General features: G+C 68.1%; 21 protein-coding genes. 9 read left to right on the forward strand and 12 right to left on the reverse strand.

All coding sequences use genetic code 11. The features are described from left to right. Positions 1 to 4 precede the first annotated feature (4 nt). Genes ACGFI6_RS14620 through ACGFI6_RS14635 form a run of 4 tightly spaced genes read right to left on the reverse strand, consistent with a single transcriptional unit; the run spans position 5 to position 2615 of the window. Positions 5 to 727, reverse strand: coding sequence for an NAD-dependent deacetylase (locus tag ACGFI6_RS14620; protein WP_393118562.1), 723 nt, complete (start codon positions 725 to 727; stop codon positions 5 to 7). After that, on the reverse strand, positions 714 to 1277 hold the full coding sequence (locus ACGFI6_RS14625; protein WP_393118564.1) for a GNAT family N-acetyltransferase: 564 nt from the start codon (positions 1275 to 1277) through the stop codon (positions 714 to 716). The genes ACGFI6_RS14620 and ACGFI6_RS14625 overlap by 14 nt, the downstream gene beginning before the upstream one ends. A 13-nt stretch (positions 1278 to 1290) precedes the next feature. Further along, positions 1291 to 1503, reverse strand: coding sequence for a sulfurtransferase TusA family protein (locus ACGFI6_RS14630; protein WP_393118566.1), 213 nt, complete (start codon positions 1501 to 1503; stop codon positions 1291 to 1293). Beyond that, entirely contained in the window at positions 1500 to 2615 is a 1116-nt protein-coding gene (locus ACGFI6_RS14635; protein WP_393118568.1) for a cysteine desulfurase family protein, read from the reverse strand. The genes ACGFI6_RS14630 and ACGFI6_RS14635 overlap by 4 nt, the downstream gene beginning before the upstream one ends. Positions 2616 to 2709: 94 nt before the next feature. On the opposite strand from ACGFI6_RS14635, the gene coxB reads away from it, so the two are divergent. The 4 genes from coxB to ACGFI6_RS14655 all read left to right on the forward strand — a co-directional run bounded on the left by coxB (position 2710) and on the right by ACGFI6_RS14655 (position 7216). Next, entirely contained in the window at positions 2710 to 3597 is an 888-nt protein-coding gene (coxB, locus tag ACGFI6_RS14640; protein ID WP_393118570.1) for a cytochrome c oxidase subunit II, read from the forward strand. Beyond that, positions 3594 to 5378, forward strand: coding sequence for a cytochrome c oxidase subunit I (gene ctaD, locus ACGFI6_RS14645; RefSeq protein WP_393118572.1), 1785 nt, complete (start codon positions 3594 to 3596; stop codon positions 5376 to 5378). Before coxB ends, ctaD begins: the two co-directional genes overlap by 4 nt. Next, on the forward strand, positions 5375 to 5770 hold the full coding sequence (locus ACGFI6_RS14650; protein ID WP_393118573.1) for a cytochrome c oxidase subunit 4: 396 nt from the start codon (positions 5375 to 5377) through the stop codon (positions 5768 to 5770). Before ctaD ends, ACGFI6_RS14650 begins: the two co-directional genes overlap by 4 nt. Positions 5771 to 5968: 198 nt before the next feature. Beyond that, positions 5969 to 7216 (forward strand): Ig-like domain-containing protein, encoded by a 1248-nt coding sequence (locus tag ACGFI6_RS14655; RefSeq protein WP_393118575.1) that lies wholly within the window; start codon positions 5969 to 5971, stop codon positions 7214 to 7216. 51 nt (positions 7217 to 7267) lie between these two features. Here the strand turns inward: ACGFI6_RS14655 and ACGFI6_RS14660 are convergent, their stop codons facing one another. Then, positions 7268 to 8041 carry an alpha/beta fold hydrolase gene (locus tag ACGFI6_RS14660; protein WP_393118577.1) on the reverse strand — a complete coding sequence of 258 codons (774 nt, stop codon included), beginning with the start codon at positions 8039 to 8041 and terminating at the stop codon, positions 7268 to 7270. Positions 8042 to 8081: 40 nt separating this feature from the next. On the opposite strand from ACGFI6_RS14660, the gene ACGFI6_RS14665 reads away from it, so the two are divergent. Then, on the forward strand, positions 8082 to 8546 hold the full coding sequence (locus ACGFI6_RS14665; protein ID WP_393118579.1) for a MarR family winged helix-turn-helix transcriptional regulator: 465 nt from the start codon (positions 8082 to 8084) through the stop codon (positions 8544 to 8546). A gap of 47 nt (positions 8547 to 8593) precedes the next feature. On the opposite strand, the gene ACGFI6_RS14670 is transcribed toward ACGFI6_RS14665, so the two are convergent. From ACGFI6_RS14670 to ACGFI6_RS14685, 4 genes are read right to left on the reverse strand one after another with little or no spacing between them, the layout of a single operon-like run. Next, positions 8594 to 10267 (reverse strand): cytochrome bc complex cytochrome b subunit, encoded by a 1674-nt coding sequence (locus ACGFI6_RS14670; protein WP_393118581.1) that lies wholly within the window; start codon positions 10265 to 10267, stop codon positions 8594 to 8596. Beyond that, on the reverse strand, positions 10264 to 11292 hold the full coding sequence (locus ACGFI6_RS14675) for a Rieske 2Fe-2S domain-containing protein (protein WP_393119734.1): 1029 nt from the start codon (positions 11290 to 11292) through the stop codon (positions 10264 to 10266). The genes ACGFI6_RS14670 and ACGFI6_RS14675 overlap by 4 nt, the downstream gene beginning before the upstream one ends. Positions 11293 to 11309: 17 nt before the next feature. Continuing rightward, complete coding sequence (locus ACGFI6_RS14680) at positions 11310 to 12176, reverse strand: c-type cytochrome (protein WP_393118583.1); 867 nt, start codon at positions 12174 to 12176, stop codon at positions 11310 to 11312. Next, the gene (locus ACGFI6_RS14685; RefSeq protein ID WP_393118585.1) at positions 12173 to 12775 is read right to left on the reverse strand and encodes a heme-copper oxidase subunit III; all 603 of its coding nucleotides are present in this window, start codon (positions 12773 to 12775) and stop codon (positions 12173 to 12175) included. The genes ACGFI6_RS14680 and ACGFI6_RS14685 overlap by 4 nt, the downstream gene beginning before the upstream one ends. A 142-nt stretch (positions 12776 to 12917) precedes the next feature. Between ACGFI6_RS14685 and ACGFI6_RS14690 the strand changes: the two genes are divergently transcribed. From ACGFI6_RS14690 to trpD, 3 genes are read left to right on the forward strand one after another with little or no spacing between them, the layout of a single operon-like run. Continuing rightward, on the forward strand, positions 12918 to 13835 hold the full coding sequence (locus ACGFI6_RS14690) for a cytochrome c oxidase assembly protein (RefSeq protein WP_393118587.1): 918 nt from the start codon (positions 12918 to 12920) through the stop codon (positions 13833 to 13835). A 58-nt stretch (positions 13836 to 13893) separates the two neighbouring features. Then, complete coding sequence (locus ACGFI6_RS14695) at positions 13894 to 14313, forward strand: hypothetical protein (protein ID WP_393118588.1); 420 nt, start codon at positions 13894 to 13896, stop codon at positions 14311 to 14313. Between the two features lie 9 nt (positions 14314 to 14322). Beyond that, positions 14323 to 15363 (forward strand): anthranilate phosphoribosyltransferase, encoded by a 1041-nt coding sequence (trpD, locus tag ACGFI6_RS14700; protein ID WP_393118590.1) that lies wholly within the window; start codon positions 14323 to 14325, stop codon positions 15361 to 15363. Positions 15364 to 15413: 50 nt separating this feature from the next. Here trpD and ACGFI6_RS14705 read toward each other — a convergent pair whose 3' ends face one another. Further along, the gene (locus ACGFI6_RS14705) at positions 15414 to 16109 is read right to left on the reverse strand and encodes a hypothetical protein (protein WP_393118592.1); all 696 of its coding nucleotides are present in this window, start codon (positions 16107 to 16109) and stop codon (positions 15414 to 15416) included. Positions 16110 to 16490: 381 nt separating this feature from the next. Between ACGFI6_RS14705 and ACGFI6_RS14710 the strand changes: the two genes are divergently transcribed. Continuing rightward, positions 16491 to 17072 carry a hypothetical protein gene (locus tag ACGFI6_RS14710; RefSeq protein WP_393118593.1) on the forward strand — a complete coding sequence of 194 codons (582 nt, stop codon included), beginning with the start codon at positions 16491 to 16493 and terminating at the stop codon, positions 17070 to 17072. Positions 17073 to 17898: 826 nt separating this feature from the next. On the opposite strand, the gene ACGFI6_RS14715 is transcribed toward ACGFI6_RS14710, so the two are convergent. Then, complete coding sequence (locus ACGFI6_RS14715; RefSeq protein ID WP_393118595.1) at positions 17899 to 21975, reverse strand: hypothetical protein; 4077 nt, start codon at positions 21973 to 21975, stop codon at positions 17899 to 17901. Positions 21976 to 22097: 122 nt separating this feature from the next. Further along, positions 22098 to 22385: an Lrp/AsnC family transcriptional regulator gene (locus tag ACGFI6_RS14720; RefSeq protein WP_393118597.1), complete on the reverse strand. Its 288-nt coding sequence runs from the start codon at positions 22383 to 22385 to the stop codon at positions 22098 to 22100. Positions 22386 to 22420: the final 35 nt, after the last annotated feature.

Consider the following 22420-nt stretch of genomic DNA (forward strand, 5'->3'; position numbering starts at 1 on the left):
ATGGTCACGGTAAGGTCACGAGGTCCGGCAGTGTCGTCTCGATCGGCGTACGCAGCACGGTCGTCGCATGCTCGTCGTACGGCGTGGGCTGCGCGTTGAGGATGACCAGCGGCTTGCCGGAGTTCAGTGCGAGGTCACAGAGACCAGCGGCCGGGTAGACCTGCAGGGACGTACCGACGGCAAGGAAGAGGTCCGCGGACTCGGTTGCGGCGACTGCTCTGTCCAGCACAGCTCTGTCGAGGGACTGGCCGAAGGACACCGTCGCCGATTTCAGGATGCCGCCGCAGGCCTCACAGGCCGGGTCCTCGTCACCGGACTCGAGCCGGGGGAGTACATCCGACATGGGGAGGCGGCGCCCGCACTGCAGACAGTCGACGTACCGGACCGTTCCGTGGAGTTCGTGGACCAGCTCCGGCGACGACCCGGCCTTCTGGTGCAGGCCGTCCACGTTCTGTGTGATCAGCCCGGTCAGGCGACCCTGCCGCTCCAGCTCGACGAGGGCCAGGTGGCCCGGGTTCGGCTCGGCGGTCCAGGTGGGCACGGCCAGACGGTGCTTCCAGGTCGCCACCCGAACCTCGCGACTGTCGACGTACTCGTCGATGTCAAACATCGCCTCGGCGGCAGGGTCTTTCGTCCACACGCCCTCGGGCCCCCGGAAGTCAGGGATGCCCGAGGCGGTCGAGATACCTGCTCCGGTCAGTACGGCGATGCGGTCAGCTCGGATCACCCTCCGACGGTACCCACTCCGGCGCCAGCACGGACATCACGATCTCGTCCACCCACTCGCCTTCCCAGAGCAGCGCGTCCCGCAGTACGCCCTCCTCCTTGAAGCCGGCCTTCTCGTACGCGCGACGGGCGCGCGGGTTGAACTTGTACACGCCCAGGCTGATGCGGTGCAGGCCGAGCTGCTCGATGCCGTACCCGACGATCAGCCGGGTCGCCTCGGTGCCGAGGCCGCGGTTCTGGCCGGCCGCGCCGATCAGGATCCGGAAGTTGCAGCACTGGTTGTCGGGGTCCCAGTCGTTCAGCACGGCCTCACCGACGACAGCGCCGGACGTGTTGTCGACGACAGCCAGGTCCAGCCGATCGGTCTGGTCCTTGCGGGTCCGCATCCACTGCCGTGCCTGGTTCTCGCTGATGTCGCCGTGGCTGCCGGTCAGGCGGTCCACGTCCGGGTCGTCCATGGCCGCGGCCAGCGCCTCGTAGTCGCCCTCGTCCAAGGGGCGCAGGGTCACCCGGTCCCCGGACAGCGTGGGCTTGTGCGCGAAGTCGGTCACGCGGTGGAGTGTGTCAGCTGACCCGCCGCACGACGTACTGATTTACCGCGGTTGAAACGAGTTCCTGCCCGCGCATCCGGCACCAGGCCGGGATGTCCGTGGCGGCAGCCGGGTCGTCCGCGAGCACGGTGACCGTGTCGCCGACGACAACGGTCGGTAGCGTTTTGGCCAGCTTGATCACCGGGAGTGGGCAGAGCAGGCCTGTGCAGTCCAGGTCGACGTTCACATCCCCACCTCTGCCCGGATCCGGTGCACGATCCCGGGCAGCACGGCACAGAAGCGCAGTACGTCCTCGTGCTTCGTGCCGCGTGCGAGAGACAGCCGGACGTTGCCGTGGGTCAGTACGCCCATGGCTGCGAGTACGTGTGACGGCTGCAGCGTGCTCGACGTACAGGCGGAGCCGCTGGAGACGGCGAAGCCCTCAGCGTCCAGGGCGGTGACGAGAGCTTCACCGTCGACGTACAGACAGGAGAACGTGAGGATGTGCGCCAGGCGGTCGTCCGGATCGCCCACCACGTCCACGTCGGGGATCTCGGTGGCCACTCGTTGCCGTACCTCGTCGATCCACGCACGGTGCTGCTTGTTGAGCTCCTCTGCCTCGCTGAGCCGCGCCTGTAGTGCTGCGGCAGCGGCCAGCGCATTGGGCACGTCCGGGAAGCCGGGGGAGAGGCCGTCCTCCCGCTCGTCCATCGGCCACGCCGGGGCGATCCGCGTGCCTTTGCGTACCGCGAGGAGACCCACACCTGCCGGTCCACCCCATTTGTGAGCGCTTGCCGCGAGCACCGACCACCCGTCCGGTACGGCGTCGTGGCCGATCGACGCGGACGCGTCAACAAGCAGCGGTACGTCGCCACACGCAGCCGCCGCTGCTGCGACGGGTTGACGTGTCCCCACCTCGTGGTTGGCTGCCTGTAGTGCAGCCACCGCCACACCGGGTCGCCGTACCGCCTCTGTGAACGCATCCAGATCCACTCGGCCCAGCTGATCCACCCCGACCTCGACACCGTCTTCGCCCGCGGTGTGCAGTACGGCGGAATGCTCCACCGCGCTGTGCACCACCGACGTACCGGCACGTCGCCTGGCCGCCCGTACCGCGGACAGGCCGGTCTGGATCGCCGTCGTACCGGAGGTGGTCAGATACAGCTCGTCCGGCCGGGCTCCGACGGCGTCCGCGAGGACCGCGCGGGCGTTGTCCAGCAGCAGTCTCGCGGTCCGTCCCTCGTGGTGCAGACGGACCGGATCCGCCCATCCGGAATCCACTGCCGAGAGCAACATCTCCCGCGCCGCGGGGTGCATGGGCTCGGCCGACGCCGCGTCCAGATACCTACGCTCGATCACACGGGAAACGCTAAGCCCTACCTATGCGCAGGACCGAGAATGGTGTCCAGTAGTGTTTGGTCGTCAGTCTCACTTGGGAAGGGAAAGGCGCCCCGTGGGTTCGAACGGCACGCCCGGAGTGGAGGAGCGACCGGCAGGTTCTGCCGGCGCCACACGTCCGGCGAAGCGACGCCTGCTGGTCGGTGCAGCAGTGGTGCTCGGCACCACGCTGCTGACCGGTTGTTCGTCGGCGACCACTGAGCAGTGGAAGCGACTCGGTCTGCCCGAGGGCGCATCGGACCGGACCGAGGCGATCCGCAGCCTCTGGATCGGTGCCTGGACCGCCGCCTTGATCATCGGCGTGATGGTCTGGGGCCTGATCCTCTGGGTCAGCGTGCGGTACCGCAAGCGCAACGAGGAGGCCCCGCGACAGGTGCGGTACAACCTGCCGCTCGAGGTGCTCTACACCTTGGCCCCGTTCGCGATCATCGGTGTGCTCTTCTTCTACACCGTCGAGCACGGCAACGCGGTCACGAAGATGGACGCCAACCCGCAGCACACCGTGAACGTGGTGGGCCAGCAGTGGCAGTGGACCTTCAACTACAAGGACACCGTCGACGGCAAGCAGGGCGTCTGGGAGACCGGAACGCTCGACAAGCCCGCGACCCTGTGGCTGCCGGTGAACGAGTCGGTGCACTTCGACCTGACCTCGCCGGACGTCATCCACTCCTTCTGGGTGCCGTCGTTCTACTTCAAGCTCGACGTGATCCCGGGCCGGACCAACAAGTTCGAGCTGACGCCGACCAAGACCGGCACCTTCGCCGGCAAGTGCGCCGAGCTCTGCGGGCTCTACCACAGCCGCATGGTCTTCACCGTCAAGGTGGTCGACCGTGACGAGTACGACGCACACCTCAAGGAACTGGCCGCCAAGGGCCAGACCGGAGCAGCCACCGGTGGCGCCGACGCCACCACCATTCCCGGTACAGGGGAGGGCGAGAAGTGACCGACTTCGCCGAGCGCTCCGGCGCCATCGGTAGCACCGCCGCACTACCGCGGCGGCGCAGCAAGGGCGAGTTGCTGGTCAAGATCCTGACCACGACCGACCACAAGCTGATCGGGCACATGTACCTGGTCACCTCGTTCATCTTCTTCCTGATCGGCGGCGTGATGGCGCTGCTGATCCGCGCCGAGCTGGCCAAGCCCGGCCTGCAGATCGTGAACGAAGAGGTCTACAACCAGCTCTTCACGATGCACGGCACGATCATGCTGCTGCTCTTCGCGACGCCGCTGTTCGTCGGCTTCGCGAACGAGATCATGCCGCTGCAGATCGGTGCGCCGGACGTCGCGTTCCCGCGGCTGAACATGTTCAGCTACTGGCTGTTCCTGTTCGGCGGTCTGATCACGGTCAGCGGTTTCTTCACCCCGGGTGGTGCGGCCGACTTCGGCTGGTTCGCGTACGCCCCGCTGTCGAACGCGGTCCGTTCGCCGGGCGTCGGTGGCGACCTGTGGATCATGGGTCTGTGGATGGCCGGTCTGGGCACGATCCTGGGTGCGGTCAACTTCATCACCACGATCATCACCATGCGCGCACCGGGCATGACGATGTTCCGGATGCCGATCTTCACCTGGAACATCCTGGTGACGTCGATCCTGGTGCTGATCGCGTTCCCGATCCTGGCGGCGGCGCTGCTGGTGCTGGAGGCGGATCGAACACTCGGGGCCCATGTCTTCGACGCGGCAAACGGCGGGCCCATACTTTGGCAACACCTGTTCTGGTTCTTCGGGCATCCCGAGGTGTACATCATCGCGCTGCCGTTCTTCGGCATCGTCACCGAGATCCTGCCGGTCTTCAGCCGTAAGCCGGTCTTCGGCTACATCGGCCTGGTCAGCGCGACCCTCGGTATCGCGGTGCTGTCGGTGGCGGTGTGGGCGCACCACATGTTCGTCACCGGCGCGGTGAACCTGCCGTTCTTCTCCTTCATGACGTTCTTGATCGCGGTGCCGACCGGGGTGAAGTTCTTCAACTGGATAGGCACGATCTGGGGCGGATCGGTGTCGTTCGACACGCCGATGCTCTGGTCGGTGGGCTTCATGACGACCTTCCTCTTCGGCGGTCTGACCGGTGTCATCCTGGCCTCGCCGGCGCTGGACTACCAGCTGTCGGACTCGTACTTCGTGGTCGCGCACTTCCACTACGTCGTGTTCGGCACCGTGGTGTTCGCGATGTTCGCCGGGTTCTACTACTGGTGGCCGAAGTTCACCGGGAAGATGCTCGACGAGCGGCTCGGCAAGCTGCACTTCTGGTTGCTGTTCATCGGCTTCCACACGACCTTCCTGGTGCAGCACTGGCTGGGTGTCGAGGGCATGCCGCGGCGGTACGCCGACTACAAGGCGAGCGAGGGCTTCACCACGCTGAACGAGGTCTCCAGCGTCGGTGCCTTCATCCTGGGCGCGTCGATGCTGCCGTTCTTCTACAACATCTACAAGTCCCGCAAGGCCAAGCCGGTCGGTGTCGACGACCCGTGGGGCTGGGGCCGGTCGCTCGAGTGGGCGACCAGCAGCCCGCCGCCGCGGCACAACTTCGAGAAGCTGCCGCGGATCCGGTCGGAGTCGCCGGCGTTCGACCTGCACCACGCGGACGTCGCTCTTGCCGAGTACCCGGCGAACCGGGCCGGCAAGGACAACCTGCTGGACGCTGGTGACGACGAGGGCAGGGTCGACCATCTGGTCGAGCAGAGCAACGCCGAGTCCGCTACCGGGAACGACGGGAAGGACGAGGCGTGAAGGTCGAAGCCTGGGTCTTCGGGATCCTGAGTGTGTTCCTGGTGGTCGTCACGCCGATCTACTGGCTGATGTCGGAGGACCCCACCGGTACGACCGCACTGACGATGACGTTCTTCCTGTCGCTGCTGGTGGCGTTCTACCTGAGCGTCACTGCGCGCCGGATGGACGCACGCCCGGAGGACCGTAAGGAAGCCGAGATCGTGGAAGGGGCCGGCGAGCTCGGCTTCTTCCCGCCGTACTCCTGGTGGCCGCTGTGGGTGGCGCTGACCGTGAGCGTGATGGTGCTCGGCGTCGTCTTCGGCTGGTGGCTGTTCATCGCCGGTGTGGCGATCTGCATCGTCACCGTGAGCGGGTTCATCTTCGAGTATTACCGCGGGGACCACGCTCACTAGTTGAGAGTCGTACGAAAAACGCCGTCCGGGAACGAACCCGGCGGCGTTTTCGTGCGTCTTGTGTAGTGCGTGCGGGTACAGAGGGTTGTGGTCCGTACCAGTTGGGTTGTAGGCGATGCACGGAAATGTCGCCGCGGCAGGTTACCCTTACCGCGGTCTGACTAAACAGGGGAGATCTGGGGAATGGTGAGCGGTTCGGTGAGGAAGCACGGCCTTGCCGTGGCGGGGATTTGTGTCCTGCTGCTGGCCGGTACGGCGTGTAGCGACACGAAGGCCGACGGCGCCGGCAACGGCAGTCAGTCGACGCCTGGCGCATCCACGTCGCAGAGCAGTACTCCGGGCGCCTCGAGCACGCCCGATGACTCGACCACTCCGTCGGAGACCGCTCCGGCCACAAGCATCGCCATCGTGCCCGCGAAGGGCGCCACGTCGGTGCAGCCGGACAAGCCGGTGACGGTGACCACCACCGGCGGCAAGCTCAGCGCGGTCACGGTGAAGGACGACGACGGCGACAAGGTTGCCGGCAGCTTCAACGCCGAGAAGACCCAGTGGACGTCCGCGGACCTGCTGAAGCCCGGTGCCGCGTACACGGTGACCGGCTCGGCCGAGGGCACCGACGGCGCCACCGTGCCGATCAGCTCGACCTTCAAGACCCTGAAGGCGACCAGGAGCCTGAAGGCATCGGTTGCCCCGCTGAACACCGCGACCGTCGGTGTCGCGTACCCGATCCAGGTCTACTGGAACAACCCGGTCAAGGACCGGGCCGCGGTCGAGAAGCGGCTCTCGGTGAAGACCTCGGTCCCGGTCGACGGCAGCTGGCACTGGGTGAACAGCAAGCAGGTCAACTACCGCCCGAAGAACTACTGGCCGGCCGGCACCAAGGTGACGGTGAACATCGACACGCAGGGCGTCAACGCCGGTAACAACACCTGGGGCACTGCCAGCCGGACGATCAAGTTCAGCATCGGCAAGTCCGTCGTCAGCAACATCAACGTCAAGAAGCACGTGATGACGGTGACGATCAACGGCAAGCTGGCCAGGACCATCCCGATCACCGCCGGCAAGGACGGGTTCACCACCCGCAGCGGCGTGAAGGTGATCATGGAGAAGTACACGACCAAGCGGATGGACGCGGCGACCATCGGCCTCAAGCCCGGCGACCCGAACTACTACAACATCCCGGATGTGAAGTACGCCCAGCGCGTCACCAGCTCCGGTGAGTTCATTCACGGCGCGCCGTGGTCGTCCGGCAGCCAGGGCAGCGCCAACGTCAGCCACGGCTGCGTCGGCATGAGCCTGAAGGACTCCCAGTGGTACTTCGGCCAGACCCTGATCGGCGACCCGGTCATCGTCACCGGCACCACCCGCCACATGGAGCCCGGCAACGGCTGGACCGACTGGAACTCCACCTGGGCCAAGTACAAGGCAGGCTCCGCCCTCGCCTGACCCAGCAGCAACTGAAACGGCCCCGACACCAACCCGGTGTCGGGGCCGTTTTCAATTGCCCAGTGCGGCGAGGAGTTCCTCGGTGTGGAGGGCTGGGAGGGAGTGGTGGGTGGCTTGGGGGATGTGGGTGACTGTGGCGCCGGCGGACTTGGCTTGGGTGGCTACTTGGTGGGGGTTGTGGGCCTTGGTGCGGTCGGCTACTACGACGACTGTTGGTGGGAGGTTCTTGAAGGTTGCGGGGCGGCGGGGTTTGACGGGGTTGGCTGTGGGTTCGAGGGAGCCGAGAGCTGCCGCCTGGAGCCAGGCGGGGTCGACTGGGAGGCCTTGAGTCTCCCAGCGGATGAAAGACCTGTAGCGCGCTTCTGACGGGCGCAAGAGCATGGGGAGGGCTCGGGCCACGTAGGTGGGTCTCAGGCCCGTGAAACAGTCTGTGGGGTCGATCAGGGCCAGCTTCCGGACCGGCGCCTCGAGCGCGTACGTGAGTGCGACCCAGGCGCCGTACGAATGGCCGACGAGCAGCGGCTCGTCGAGGCCCTTCAGGACACCGGACAGCCACGCCATTAGGTCCGTGACAGTGCGCGGCGGGGGAGCGGTGCTAAGGCCGGCGTCGCCGGGGAGGTCGGGCGCGTACACGCGGTACCGGTCAGCCAGACGCGGGGCGACGGCGAACCATGCGGCGGCGGTGGCTCCGTGGCCGGCGAGCAGAACTGCTGGTGGGGCGTCGGGCGGGCCGCAGACGTTGACGTGGGTGCCGGCCAGGTCGAGGTGTTCGACCGGTACGCCCCAGCGATCGAGCAGGGCGTCGTACGCCTCTCGGAAGCTCATGCGCCAAGAATAGCTCACTGAGTGAGGTAAGGTCCGGGGTATGCGTGAAGGAGTGACCCCGGCCGACCCGGAACGCGCGGCCGCGCTGGACGTGGTGCATCTGCTGCGCGAGGTCGCACTGCGGCTCGAGTTGGCGGTCGGTGAGTTTGCCCGTACGACGGGACTGCACGGGACCGACGTACGGGCGCTCGTACGCCTCCTGGACGCCGAACGCGCCGGACTCGAGGCCACGCCCAGCTGGCTCGCTCAACAGCTCGGAATGACCTCTCAGGCGACGACGGCGGTCATCCACCGCCTGGAGACTGCCGGCCATGTCGAACGGCTCAGAAGCCCTACAGACGGTCGCAGCTCCCGCCTCCAGGTGTCCGACGGTGCGGTCGAGCTCGGCTGGCAGTTCTTCGGCCCGCTCCTCAACCGGCTGACCGTCACCACGCAGGCGCTCGGCAGCGACGAGCAGACTCTCGTGAAGAACTACCTCACAGCAGTCGCCAACGCTCTGGGATAAACGGAAAGGGCCCCGCCGAAGCGGGGCCCTCTCCATGTCGTGCGACGTCAGGACTTGTCGCTGGTGACCTCGCGGTAGGTCTCCGTGTCCTCCGTCAGCTCGTGGATCTCGTCGGAGTCGTGCGCGTGCTCGTGCGCCTCCTCGATCTCCTGTGTCGTCGGCTTCTGCACCGCGTCGGCGAAGTAGAACCGGGACAGAGCGGCGCGTGCCTTGTTCAGGGCCCGCCGCGGGGCGCGGACGCCGTTGTCGTCGGTGTCCGGTCCGATCTCGTGCGGCACCAGCCGGTCCCGCGCGGTCAGCGAGTAGGCCTCGTACGTCGAGATCGGCTGGTGCCGCTCGGTGTACTTGCCCTCGGGGGAGCGGACCAGGACGCCGGTCTCCAGACCGTGCATCAGCCGGTCGGTGTCCGCACGCTGCAGCGAGATCGCCCAGCGACGCGCCACCCAGAAGCCCAGGATCGGTCCCAGGATCACCGCGAACCGCAGGAACCAGGTCACGTGGTTCAGCGAGATGCCGAAGTGGGTGGCGAGGACGTCGTTACCACCACCGATCCACAGCAGCGCGTAGAACACGATGAACGCGACGCCGATACCGGTCCGGGTCGGCACGTCCCGCGGCCGGTCGAGCAGGTGGTGCTCACGTTTGTCGCCGGTGATCCAGCCCTCGATGAACGGATACAGCGCGACCAGCGTGACGAACGCGGGTGGCACGATCAGCGCGGGGATGATCAGGTTCCAGCTGAGAGTGATGCCCCAGAAGTGTGACTCGAAGCCGGGGAATATTCGTACTGAGCCTTCCAGCCAGCCCATGTACCAGTCGGGCTGGGAGCCTGCGGTCACCTCGGCCGGGTTGTACGGCCCGTACAGCCAGACCGGGTTGATCTGCATCAAAGCGCCCATCAGGGCCGTGATGCCGAAGACCACGAAGAAGAAGCCGCCGGCCTTGGCCGTGTACACCGGGAACAGCGGGTAGCCGACCACGTTCTTCTGCGTCCGGCCGGGACCGGCGTACTGCGTGTGCTTGTGGTACACGACCAGGAACAGGTGGGCCGTGACGAGCGCCAGGATGATGCCTGGGATCAGCAGTACGTGCACGATGAAGAACCGGGAGACGAAGTCGCCGCCGGGGAACTCTCCACCGAAGATGAAGAAGTTCATGTACGTACCGACGACCGGTGACGCCTGGATCATGCCGTTGGTGATTCGCAGACCGGTACCGGAGAGCAGGTCGTCGGGGAGGCCGTAGCCGATGAAGCCCTCGATGATGCCCAGGAACAGCATCCCGAAGCCGATCAGCCAGTTCAGCTCACGCGGCTTGCGGAAGGCGCCGGTGAAGAACATCCGGAGCAGGTGCACCATCATCGCGGCGATGAACAGCACCGCCGCCCAGTGGTGGATCTGCCGCATCAGCAGGCCGCCGCGGATGTCGAACGAGAGGTTCAGCGTGGAGGCGTACGCCTCGGACATGTGCAAGCCCTTGAGCAGGCTGTACGAGCCCTGGTACTGGACCTCCGCCATCGACGGCTTGAACCAGAAGGTCAGGAACGTGCCGGTGAGGATCAGGATGATGAAGCTGTAGAGCGCGATCTCGCCCAGCATGAAGGACCAGTGGTCCGGGAAGACCTTCCGGAGGTTCTTCTTGCCGATCTTCCCGATTCCGAGGCGGTCGTCGAACCACTTGACCGGTCCGGGAAACTCTGTGCTTGTTGACACTGTTGTCACCCTCGTTCGAAGAAGCTCGGGCCGACCGGCTCGTTGAAGCCGCTCTGCGCAACCAGGTAGCCCTCACCGTCCACTGCCAACGGTAGCTGAGGCAGTGGCCGGGCCGCAGGCCCGAAGACGACCTTGGCGCTGTCAGACAGGTCGAAGGTCGACTGGTGGCACGGGCAGAGCACGTGGTGGGTGGTCTGCTCGTACAGCGAGATCGGGCAACCGACGTGGGTGCAGATCTTGGAGTAGCACAGGATCCCGTCGATGCCCCAGTTCTCCCGGCCGGGCTTCGTACGGATCTCGCTGGGCTTGATCCGGACCACGATCACCGCGGCCTTGGCCTTGGCGTTCTGGTAGCCGACCGGGTCCTCGTCCTGCATCGGCGCGAGGTTCGCCGGGGCCGCGTTCACGAGCTGGCCGACGACCAGGTCGGACGGCTTGATCGGGCGGTCGGTGACGTCGTTGACGACCCGGATGCCCTTGGCCCAGATCGTGTTGTACAGCGCGCGGCCGGGCAGCGGGCCGAGGTCGCGGAGCAGGATGATGGCCGGCAGGCCGAGGGCGCCGAGGGCACCGATCAGCGAGTTCCGGATCATCTTGCGGCGGGTGAAGCCGGACTCGGCCGTACCCTGCTTGAACGCCTCGGTGATCTCAGCGACCTGCTGCGGCGAGGAGTGCGCGTCGTGGCGCTCCTCGGAGATCTCCTCGTCGACCATCAGCTTCTTGGCCCACTGGATCGCGCCCGCACCGATCAGGAACAGCGCGAGCCCGATGCACAGGCCGATGGTCATGTTGTTCGCGTTGCCGGTCAGCGGGCCGAACTCGATGTAGGAGTCCCGCGGAATGGCGAAGTACGCCACGCAGGCGCCCAGCACGAGCAGCGTCGCCAGACCGAACATCGACGACACCTGGCGCTCGACGCGGTCGGCGGCCTTGCTGTCGATGTCGGTGATCCGCGGCTCGTGCGGCTCCAGGCCTGGGTCCGGGATCGGCTCCGCCACCTCGACGGCGCCGTGCTCCTCGTCCTCCGCCTTCACCGGCAGGTTGTCGTTACTCACTTGGCCTTCGCTCCCTTGGCCTTGACGCCCTTGGCGCCGATCCAGACGGCTACGCAGACCAGCAGGCCGATTCCGACGAACCAGCCCCACAGGCCCTCGGAGACCGGGCCGAGCCGGCCGAGGCCGAAGCCGCCCGGGTCCTTCTGATTCTGCAGTGTCTTCAGGTACGCGATGATGTCGCGCTTGTCCTCCGGCTGCATGACCTGGTCGGAGAACACCGGCATCTGCTGCGGGCCGGTCAGCATGGCTTCATAGATGTGCTTGGGGTCGACGCCCATCAGCGACGGTGCGTACTTGCCGTTCGGCAGCGCGCCGCCGCGGCCGGCGAAGTTGTGGCACGCCGTGCAGTTGGTGCGGAACAGCTCGCCGCCCCGGGTGATCTGCTCGTCGGTGGCCTTGCTTACGTCGTACGACTCCGAGGCCGGAACGGCCGGGCCGGGGGCGAGCGAGGCGACGTACGCGGCCAGGGCCTCGATCTCCTCCTGCGAGTACGCCGGCTGCTTGCGCGGCATCTGCGCTCCCGGCTGCATCGCGGGCATCCGGCCGGTACCGACCTGGAAGTCGACCGCGGCGGCGCCGACGCCGATCAGCGACGGGCCGGCCATCTTGCCCGCGCCGTTCCCGCCGCCCTCGGCGGCCAGGCCGTGGCAGCTGGAGCAACCGACCGAGAAGAGCTTCTTGCCCTCCTCGATCTGCTGTGACTGGGGCGAGTTGTCCGCAACCGCGTTGTCAGGGGCGAAGGCGGCGTACGCCGAGCCGACTGCCAGGAGGCCGAACAGGAGCACGACGAGGCCGGCGGACCGGTGGCGTCGTCGCGCGGAGAAAAAGCGCGCCGGTGACAAGGGTTGTCTCTTCTCACTCATTTGAGCAGGTAGATGGTCGCGAACAGGGCGATCCAGACCACGTCGACGAAGTGCCAGTAGTACGACACGACGATCGCCGAGACGGCCTGTTCGTGGGTGAACTTACGAGCCATGTACGTCCTGGCCAGGACGAACATGAAAGCGATGAGGCCGCCGGTCACGTGCAGAGCGTGGAACCCGGTGGCCAGGTAGAAGACCGATCCGTACGCGTTCGACGAGATCGTCAGGCCCTCCTGCACCAGCCCGGTGTACTCCGTCACCTGGCCGGCCACGAAGACCGCGCCCATCAGGTACGTGAGGATGAACCACTCACGCATGCCCCAGGCCCGCGGGTTCAGCACCGATCCGGTCCGGCCGACCCGGCCGTGCTCGGCCGCGAAGACGCCGAACTGGCAGCTGAAGGACGACAGCACCAGGATCGTCGTGTTCACCGCGGCGAACGGGACGTCCAGATGCTCCGTCATGAGCTGCCAGAGCGTCTCCGTTCCGGAAGCCGCGGCAGCGGTCGTCACCGACCGGATGGTGAAGTACGCCGCGAACAGGGCGGCGAAGAACATCAGTTCGCTCGAGAGCCAGACGATCGTGCCGACACTGACCATGCTGGGACGGTCGGCATGACCGTGTTCACGAGACGCTGGGAGCGCGGTTGCAGTGGCCACGCGGTCATTATGTCGGTCCTCGCGTTCAGCGCTACGACCACCCCCGTGCATGTCGCCGACCGGCTGTTCTTACTGTGGAAGCGTGCTTCCCCTTCACGCCGCCCCGGGCGACCGGATCGAGCCGCTCACGGCGGTCCGGTTGCTGACGGCATGGACCTTCGAACCGGTGTTACTCGCCGTGATCGTGCTGCTCGGCGCCCTGTATCTGTACGCCGTCCACAGGCTGCGCCGGAGGGGCGACAAGTGGTCCCGCGGGCGGACGTTCGCGTTCGTCGGTGTCGGCCTCGGCAGCGCCGTGATCGCCACCCAGTCGGCACTCGGCACGTACGACACGGTGCTGATCAGCGTGCACATGGTTCAGCACATGATCCTGTCGATGCTGACGCCGCTCGCGCTGGCGCTCGGCGCACCCATCACGCTGGCACTGCGGACGCTGCCCGGGCGGCCGCGGAAGTGGTTGCTCTCCGTGTTGCATTCGCGGGTGGCGAAGGTGCTCTGCTTCCCGCTGATCGGCTTCACGCTGTTCGTGCTCAGCCCCTGGGCGCTGTACTTCACGGGCTGGTACGACGCGACGCTGCGGTCGACCTCGCTGCACGACCTGCTGCATCTGCACTTCATCCTGGTCGGGTCGCTGTTCTTCTGGCCGCTACTCGGGCTGGACCCGGTGCCCGGCCGGGTGATCTACCCGTTCCGGCTGATGATGACGTTCCTCACGCTGCCGTTCCACGCGTTCCTCGGGATCACGATCATGTCGGCCGGCAAGCTGATCGCCGAGGACTGGTACACCGGCTTCGGCCGGTCCTGGCCGCCGTCGCCGCTGCACGACCAGTACATCGCGGGCGGTCTGCTGTGGGGCTCGGGCGACCTCGTCGGCGTGGTGTTCTTCGCCGTACTGTTCGTCCAGTGGGTGCGTGAGTCGCAGCGTGAGGCGCGCCGCGAGGACCGGCGTCTGGACCGGTTGGAGGAACAGGCTCGCCGGGCCGAACAGGCACCCCGGTAGCATGCGCGGTGTTGTTTGAATGTCCAGTCTTCCTCAGAACACAGCTTGGGATGGATCGATGAGTTCAGAGCGTCCGCTGAAGGTCCTGGTCTACAGCGACGACCGTACGACGCGGGAGTCCGTCCGGCTGGCCCTCGGCAAGCGGCCGGTGGCCGATCTGCCCGAGCTCGAGTACGTCGAGTGCGCGACCGAGCCGGCCGTGATCAAGACCATGGACAAGGGCGGGATCGACCTGGCCATCCTGGACGGCGAGGCCGTCCCGGCCGGTGGCATGGGGATCGCGCGGCAGCTGAAGGACGAGATCTTCCAGTGCCCGCCGGTGCTGGTGATCACGGGCCGCCCGCAGGACGCCTGGCTGGCGACCTGGTCGCGGGCCGAGGGCGCGGTCTCGCACCCGATCGACCCGATCAAGCTGGCCCAGGTCACCGCCGACCTGCTCCGGCAGCGGGTCGCCGGGCTGCCTGCCACCACCGCCTGACCCGGGCTGATGACCTACACCTGGTCCCACGTCCTCGGACCGCTGCTGCGGCACGAGGACCTGGAGGCCGCCGCCACCGCGTGGGCGATGGAGCAGATCTTGTCCGGGGCCGCGACGCCGGCGCAGCTGGCCGGGTTCGTGATCGCGCTGCGGTCCAAGGGCGAGACGGTCGACGAGGTCGAGGGCCTCGTGCAGACGATGCGCGATTTCGCCACCCGGATCAGTGTCCCGGGCCGCACGCTGGACGTGGTCGGTACGGGCGGTGACCAGGCCCACACGGTGAACATCAGCACGATGTCCGCGATCGTGGCGGCCGGCGCCGGGGCGAAGGTCGTGAAGCACGGCAACCGCGCGGCGTCGTCCGCGTGCGGCGCCGCCGACGTACTCGAAGAGCTGGGGATCCCGCTCGATCTCACCGGTCCGCAGGTCGCCGAGGTGGGCGAGCGGGCCGGGATCACGTTCTGCTTCGCGTCCGCGTTCCACCCGGCGCTGCGGTACGCCGCGGTGCCCCGTCGTGAGCTCGGCGTGCCGACGACGTTCAACCTGCTCGGCCCACTGGCGAACCCGGGCGACCCGTCGGCGCAGGCCGTCGGGGTTGCGGACGCCCGCGTGGCCGGGCTGGTGGCCGGCGTCCTGGCGCGACGTGGGATCGATGCGCTGGTGTTCCACGGCGACGACGGGCTCGACGAGCTGACCACGCGTACGACGTCGCAGGTGTGGGTCGTCGGCGGCGGGACGGTCGAGGGACCGATCACGCTGGACCCGCGGGAGCTCGGCATCGAGCCCGTGGCGGCGGACGCGCTGAAGGGCGCGGACGCCACGTACAACGCGAAGGTCGTCCGCGCTTTGGTCGACGGCGAGACAGGCCCGGTGCGTGATGTCGTACTGCTGAACGCCGGTGCCGCGCTGGCCGCGTACACGCCCGAGGAGGGCACCGTGACGGAGCGGATCCGGACCGGGATGGACCGGGCGGCGGAGGCGATCGACTCCGGCGCCGCGAAGGACATACTGGACCGCTGGATCACAGCCTGCGCGGACGTCCGCGGCTGAACGGATCGCAGTAGAAAGGCCGGCCGGGATTTCCCGGCCGGCCTTTCCTGCTATTTGTTGATCTTGATCTGGGTGACTTTGTAGCGCCAGACCTTCTGATAGTCCGGGGTCGAGCCGGCGATGTCGGCGATCGAGACCGCCGCGGTACCGTCACCGCGATCGATCACCGCGATCATCACCGTGGAGAACGTCTCCGGCAGCTGCGGCACCTTGACCGCCACCTTGGCGACGATCTCGTGGCCCTGGTGGCCGTCGACCGTGATCACCTTGTGGGTGGTGCCCTTCATGATCTGCGGATTCTGGCCGTACAGATTGCTGATCGCACGGCCGCCGATCTTCACGGCCGCGTCCTTCAGGCCGGCCGCGCTGTTCTTGTACGGGATGTCCGGCGGGAGCTGGCCGAAGGCCGTGTAGTTGCCCCAGCTGTCCTTCTTGCCGTTGTAGTTGCTGTGCACCGTCAGCCAGACGGCCGCGCCGCCCCACAGGCCGGTGCGCTCCTCGGTGTTGGTCCAGGCCGAACTCATGATCGGCATCGTGTCGTTGTTCGAGGCAACGATCTGGGTGCCGAGCACCTTGCCGAACGGCGTCGGCGTCTCGGACGGCTTGACCGACGGACTGACGGTCTCGAGCGGCGTCCCACCGGTCGGCAACGCAACCGGCGACGTGGCCTCGGCCTTGTCGACGATCCACCCGACACTCAACCCGGTCGCCGCCAACGCAGCCACCACCAGCACGAGCGCCCCCACAACCCGAGCCCGCCCGCCGACACCTGAACCCACGGACTTCCGGCCAGACTCACGAACGGTCTCAGCAAGCTCCCCGCCGCCGAACGCACCATTCCCACCCGGCCCAGCACCAACCCCACCACTCGGCCCGGAACCATGCCGCCCAACCCGCCCACCACCCAGCAGACCACCCTGTCCCGGGGCCTGCCCAGCGACTGGTCCAGCGTTCGGCCCAGCGCCCGGTCCGGCGTTCTGACGAGCGCCCGGTCCGGCGTTCTGACGAGCACCTGGCCCGGTGCCCTGTCCGGCGCTGGGGCCCGCGTTCTGGTGACCGATCGCGCCAGATCCTGCCGCGTGTGCGCCAGGCCCGCCTGGTCCGCTGGCATACGCGCCGCCAGTGCCATGCGCATCTGCGCCCGCCGGGCCGCTGACCGAACCCTGCCGATCACCAGGACCCTGGGCGCTGATGCTGCGGCCTCCAGCGGTCTTGGCATCCGGCCCGGCCGCCCGCGCAATCACCTCGGTAAAAGCAGCCGGCTGCTGCCGTCCACCCTGCTGCCGTCCACCCTGCTGCGGACCCGACGACTGCCCAGGCTGCTGGCCAGACTGTTGACCGGGCTGCTGTCCGGCAGTCTCCGCGCCCAACGCCTGCGCCTGCCACCCAACCTGCCGCTGCCCCGGCTGCTGCCCTGGCGACTGAGCACCCCACACAGGCGCCCCCTGCGGTTGCCCACCCTGCGGTTGCCCACCCTGCGGTTGCCCACCCTGCGGTTGCCCACCCTGCGGTTGCCCACCCTGCGGTTGCCCACCCTGCGGTTGCCCACCCTGCGGCTGCCCACCCTGCGGCTGCCCACCCTGCGGCTGCCCACCCTGTGGCTGCCCGCCGCGCGGTTGCCCCGGACCTGGTTGCCGCTGCCCAGGCTGCTGTTGCCCTGCCTGAGCCTGTGGACCTACCTGACCGGGCTGACCGGGCTGACCGGGTAGAGCCTGCTGGCTCGGTTGCGGTTGTCTCGGCTGCTGACCGGCGTACTGCGGTCCGGCCGGAGGAGCTGCGTGCTGCGGCCGCGCCGGCTGTGCCCCAGGCTGCTGCGCACCGGGCTGCTGGGCGCCCGCTTGCTGCATGGACGACTGCTGGGAGGCCGGGGTTTGCGGACCGGGTTGCTGTGAGGTTGGCTGCGGTGGGCCCGCGTGTTGTGGGCCGGGACGCTGCGGAGGTGACTGCTGTGGCTGCGGCGCGCCCCACGACTGTCCACCCGACTGCTGCCCACCCGACTGCTGCGGGCTGAACGGCTGGCGCGCGTCGGGCTGCTGCTCTCCCGGCCGCTGTGCGCTGACCGGCTGCTGCACGCCTGGCTGTCCGCCCGATGCCTGCGCGCCTGACTGTGCACCCGATGCCTGCGGGCCTGGTGGGGGTGAGTTGGTCCAGTGTTGCTGCTGGGGTGGGGCTGCGTGTTGGGGGCGTGCGGGCGGCCGGGGAGGCGGTGCAGGCGCGGGGGACTGGCCGAACAGGACGTCCGGAGAGCCTGACTGGTCCGCGTCCTGCGACTGTGCGGGGTTCTGCACAGGGCGCGGCGCCGGTGCGGGAGGTGCTTGCGGCGTACCGGCGAGCGGATCACCGGACCCACCGAGGGAATCACCCGAACCACCAAGCCGGATGCTCAGCGACCCGTCCAGGGATCCGTCGCCCCAGGAACCTGGTCGCGCCTCACCCGGAGTGCCAGGGCGTGCCTCATCGCCCGCCGTGCCGGGGCGCGACTCGGCCGGTGTGTCCGGGGGAGTGCCCTGCGGCGGCTGGTTCTGGTCTTCGTTCTCAGCCAACTTGAATTCCCTTGAAAGCCTCGTCCGCGGCCGTTTTCAGATCCGGGCGGTTGGTGGGGATCCCGCTGACGTAGGCGACGGCAGTCCCGTCGCCGAGGTCGAACACGGCCACCGTCAGGGTAAGCACCCGAGAGGGCACTGTGGTCGCGTTTGCGGTGACGGTCTGCTGGAAGAACCAGCCGGACTTGTCCGTCCGCTTCACCGCACCGTTCGCGCCGGCCTTCACGGTGACGGGGATGTTCCCGTACATGCTGGTCTGCAGTTGCGTCGCGAGCGTCGCCGCGGTCGCCTTCGGGTCGCCGTTGAACCCGGACCCGGTGCCCAGACCGCCGACGAAGATGTCCGCGCTCCAGTCGTCCTTGGTACCTGCGGCGTCCTCCTGCAGCAGGATCCGTTGGCCGCCCGCGTTGTGTACCTGCGGAACGAACAGCTTGTGATCCGACCACGGCGGGTTCCGGCGCGGGAACGAGATGGCGTCCGACGAGACCCGGTTGTCGCCCTCGTGCAGCTTCGGGTTCTTCGATTGGCCAGGGCTGGTCCCACCGGACGGCGACGGCGACGCGCTCTGCGTCGTCGTACCGGTCGAGTCGGGAGTGGCCGTCTTGTCGTCCTTGTTGGTGAGCAGGACGACCGCGGCCACGATCACCAGCACAACCGCGACCCCACCGGCGATGACCAACGGCAGCTTCCCGCCGAACGGACCGCCGCCACCAGGGCTGTTGGACTTCTTGGTCTTGCCTTTCTCCCGCTTGCCGACGCCGGAACTCAGATCGGTCTGACCGCCCCAGCCCTCGTTCCCGTCGTCACCCCAGGCGCGCTGCGGAGCCTGCTGCGTACCTGTGCCCTGCTGACCGCCCCACTGCTGCTGACCGCCGTGCCGCGCACCACCCCGCTGCGCGTTCTGCTGGCCGTTCTGGGGGTCGCCCCAACCGTTGGCGCCCTGCTGGTTGCCGGACTCTTGTACGGGCCAGGTCTGGCCGTTGTCCCACGACTGGTTGTTCTGCTGGGCGTCCTGACCCCACGGGCCCGACTCCTGTACGCCGTGCTGATCGCCGACGCCCCAGCCGTTGCCGGCCGGTGCTGCATCCGTGCCCGCCGTACCTTGCTGCGAACCCCACTGGCCGCCCTGAGCGGACTGCTGCCCGCCGCCGGACTGCTGCGCGCCGCCGCCCTGCTGCGGGTCGCCGGACTGGTCCTGGCCGGCTGACTGTTGGCCGTTCCAGTTCTGGTTCTGGTCGCTCGCCTGCTGATCCCAGCTCTGGGGTTGGTTGCCGGCCTGCTGGTCGGCCCAGCTTTGGGACTGGTTCTGGTCGCCCCAGAGCTGGAGTGGCTGCTCCTGGGCGGTGTCCGTCGACTCCGGCACCGTCCAGAGCGGGCCGGCCTTCTCCGGAGTCTGCAGGTCCTCTTCGTCGTCGGCCTCGACACCCCACGCGGGTACGTCGCTGGACTGCGCGTCCTGCTCGGCGCCGCCCTGGCTGCCCCAGTCGGGCGCCAGCACATTCGACGCCTCGGAGTCGTCCGCCGCCTGCTGAGCCGCGGCCTCGTCAGCCGCCGCCTCGTCAGCTGCACGCTCAGCCGACTCTTGAGCAGCCTCCTCAGACGTCCGCCCGGCGTCTGCTGCACCTACGCCAGCTGCATCTGCGGGCGGTGTACCAGCAGGTGCAGCAGCTACGTTGGCGGCAGCTGGTGCGGCGGTGTCTGGGGCTGACTCGGGGGCAGGGTCGGCGTTGGGCGCGGGAGTGGCTGAGGCCTCACCCGGCTGCTCGGCCGGGACCGGGGCGAGCTTGAGGGTCGGTCCGGCGGGCTGGCCGGTTACTGGCTCATCGGCCTGTACGTCGGCTTTGAGCGCTGCTTCGGCTGCTTTGACCTCAGCGATGTCGCGTTGCGTCCAGTGCTCTGAAGGCGCCGGGGCGAGCTCAGGAGCGCCCCAGGTCGCGCGGGCACGCTCCGCTGGACTCGAGCCGTCGCCGTGCTCGCCGGTGTCGGCGGATGACTGCTGGGCAGGCTGTTCGGGGGCGTCTGGTTGCGGCGACTGGACTGGCTGCTGGGCGTACTCGTCGGGGGACACGGCGCGAAGGCGCGGTCCGTCGTTCGCGGGTCCGCCGGAGGACTGCGTCGGGTTCCAGAGCTGCGGTGTGGGGGAGGGCTGCCACCAGCCGCCGTCTGTTTGGTCGGCCGGGCTGGTGTCAGGTGCGCTGCTCGGCTGCACCGAGCGCAGGTTGCGCGTTCCCTGATTCCCACCGGGCTGCTCTGCGCTCAGCGGCTCAGCACCGGCGGACTGCGCCTGTTGCGCGGACTGCTGGTTGTCAGTTGGCTGTGCTGACCACGACTGCTCGCCCGTGCCGGAGCCCTGCTCTGGCTGGTGATAGTCGGTTGGCTGTTGTACTGGCCAGGACTGCTGGGGGTTCCAGCTGTCGGGTCCGGCTGGCTGGCTGGGGTGGTCATTGGCTGGGGGTTGCTGGGCTGGGGTTTGCTGGGCTGGCCAGGACTGTTGTGGGGGCTGGTTGTTGTCGCCCGTCTGGGCTCCCCACAGCTGGTCGGGCGGCGCTTGCTGGCCTGAATCAGGCTGTTCGTACGAGGTGAATTGGTCGGCGCCCCAGGGCTGCTGGTTCGCGGACCACGCTGGCTGGTTCGGGTCGGTGGCGGGTTGCTGACCGGCCCATGGCTGCTGGGTGGTGCCAGGTGTCTCGTGCGCGGGGAACTGTTGGCCGGACCACGGCTGCTGCTGCGTCTGCTCGAAGTCGGCGCCGGACTGCTGCTCTACCGCCGGCTGGATTTGAGTTTGTTCGGCGTCGGCCTGGTCGTGCGAGGTGAACTGGTCGGCGCCCCAGGGCTGCTGGTCGGCCGACCAGGCGGGCTGGTTCGGCTCGGTTGCGGGTTGCTGGCTGCCCCAGAGCTGGGTGCTGTCTGCGGCCGGCTGTTGGCCGTCCCACTGCTGCTGCGGGGGGTTTGTGTCGTGCTGGCCCGTCCACGGCTGCTGGCCGGTGGAGTCAGGAGTGCTGGGCTGCGACTGGTCCTGACCCGACCACGGCTGGATCTGAGTCTGCTCGGCGTCAGGCTGGTCGTACGACGTGAACTGGTCGGCGCTCCACGGCTGCTGGTCAGCTGACCACGCAGGCTGGTTCGGGTCCCCACCGCCCTGCTGACCACCCCACTGCTGCTGAGTGGCCCCCGGACCCGCCTGGCCGTCCCACTGCTGCTGAGTGACGCTCTGCTCGGACTGGCCGTCCCACTGCGGCTGGGTGCCGCCCTGGCCAGGCTGGCCGCTCCACTGTTGCTGAGGGCCGTTGGCGTTGGACTGGCCGTCCCATTGCTGCTGAGGGCCGTTCGCGTTGGGCTGGCCTTCCCAGTGTTGCTGGGGAGTGGTCTCGTTGGGCTGGTCGTAGGAGGTGAACTGGTCGGCGCTCCACGGCTGCTGGTTGGCGGACCAAGCCGGTTGGTTGCCTTCAGCTGTCTGCGGCGTGGTGTCGCTCTGTTGGGCGGGCCAGGACTGCTGCTGAGCGGGCTGCGACGCCTCGTGTGCGGGCCAGGTCGGCTGCTGGGCAGGCTGCGGCGGTTCCTGCGCAGGTTGCTGGGCGGGCCAGGACTGTTCCTGCGTCGGCCACTGCTGCTGGGAGCCGTCGGACGGCGCGGGGGCGGCCTCGTCGTGTGTCGAGAACTGGTCGGCGCCCCACGGTTCCTGGTTCGCAGTCCAGGAGGGCTGGTTGGCGTCCGCCGTACTCGGCTGGGACTCCGACGCCCCGGACTGCTGCGCGTCCCAGCTACCGGACTGCTGCTCGGCGTCCCACGGCCCGGACTGCTGCTGGGACTCCGACGCACCGGGCTGCTGCTGTGCGTCCCACCCACTGGCCTGCTGCGCGTCCCACGCGCCGGGCTGGTCCTGTGTGTCCCACGTGCCTGGCTGGTGTTCGGGCTCAGGTGTGGTGGGCTGCTGGGGAGTGGTGGAGTCGTCGTCTGTGGACTCGGACTCGTGCTGGGTTTTGTTGGTCCACTTCTTGCCGTTCCAGAAGCGGATGATGTCGGGCTGCCCGGTGGGGTCGGGGTACCAGCCGGCGGGTGGGTTGCTCATCCGCGTCCTCGCTGCACCGTCGGCGCGCAGGCGCGGACCTGGCCGGCGACGAACTGACCCCAGACGTTCATGTGTTCACCGTAACTTCAGCTCGTGTCAGACAGATCGGATCGGACCGGTCCTCAGACACCGTCCTCCTGGCCGAGGCTGAAGGCCGCCTCCAGGTCATGACTGGAGTACGCACGGAACGCGATGTGTGTCTCGGTGCTCAGCACGCCCGGCACCCGGTTCACGTGCTCGGGGATCACGGTCGCCAGGTCGTCGTGCCGCGCGACGCGGACGAGCGCGATCAGGTCCAGCCCGCCGGTCACGGAGTAGACCTCGCTGACGCCCTCGATGGCGGCTACCTGCTCGGCGACCTCCGGGATCCGTGCGACGTCGGCCTTGATGAACACGATCGCGGTGACCATGTCGTCCTCTCCTCTGCACCCGTCCGGAAACGCCG

The organism is Kribbella sp. NPDC048928 (assembly GCF_043197975.1).
Lineage (GTDB): Bacteria > Actinomycetota > Actinomycetes > Propionibacteriales > Kribbellaceae > Kribbella.

Excerpts from the sequence above, each read along its gene's own strand:
- ACGFI6_RS14665 (WP_393118579.1), top strand. The coding sequence starts at position 8,082 with ATGCGTGAAGGAGTGACCCCGGCCGACCCGGAACGCGCGGCCGCGCTG.
- ACGFI6_RS14715 (WP_393118595.1), bottom strand. The coding sequence starts at position 21,975 with ATGAGCAACCCACCCGCCGGCTGGTACCCCGACCCCACCGGGCAGCCC.
- ACGFI6_RS14710 (WP_393118593.1), top strand. The coding sequence starts at position 16,491 with ATGCGCATCTGCGCCCGCCGGGCCGCTGACCGAACCCTGCCGATCACC.
- ACGFI6_RS14685 (WP_393118585.1), bottom strand. The coding sequence starts at position 12,775 with ATGGTCAGTGTCGGCACGATCGTCTGGCTCTCGAGCGAACTGATGTTC.
- trpD (WP_393118590.1), top strand. The coding sequence starts at position 14,323 with ATGACCTACACCTGGTCCCACGTCCTCGGACCGCTGCTGCGGCACGAG.
- ACGFI6_RS14720 (WP_393118597.1), bottom strand. The coding sequence starts at position 22,385 with ATGGTCACCGCGATCGTGTTCATCAAGGCCGACGTCGCACGGATCCCG.
- ACGFI6_RS14660 (WP_393118577.1), bottom strand. The coding sequence starts at position 8,041 with ATGAGCTTCCGAGAGGCGTACGACGCCCTGCTCGATCGCTGGGGCGTA.
- ACGFI6_RS14680 (WP_393118583.1), bottom strand. The coding sequence starts at position 12,176 with ATGAGTGAGAAGAGACAACCCTTGTCACCGGCGCGCTTTTTCTCCGCG.
- ACGFI6_RS14695 (WP_393118588.1), top strand. The coding sequence starts at position 13,894 with ATGAGTTCAGAGCGTCCGCTGAAGGTCCTGGTCTACAGCGACGACCGT.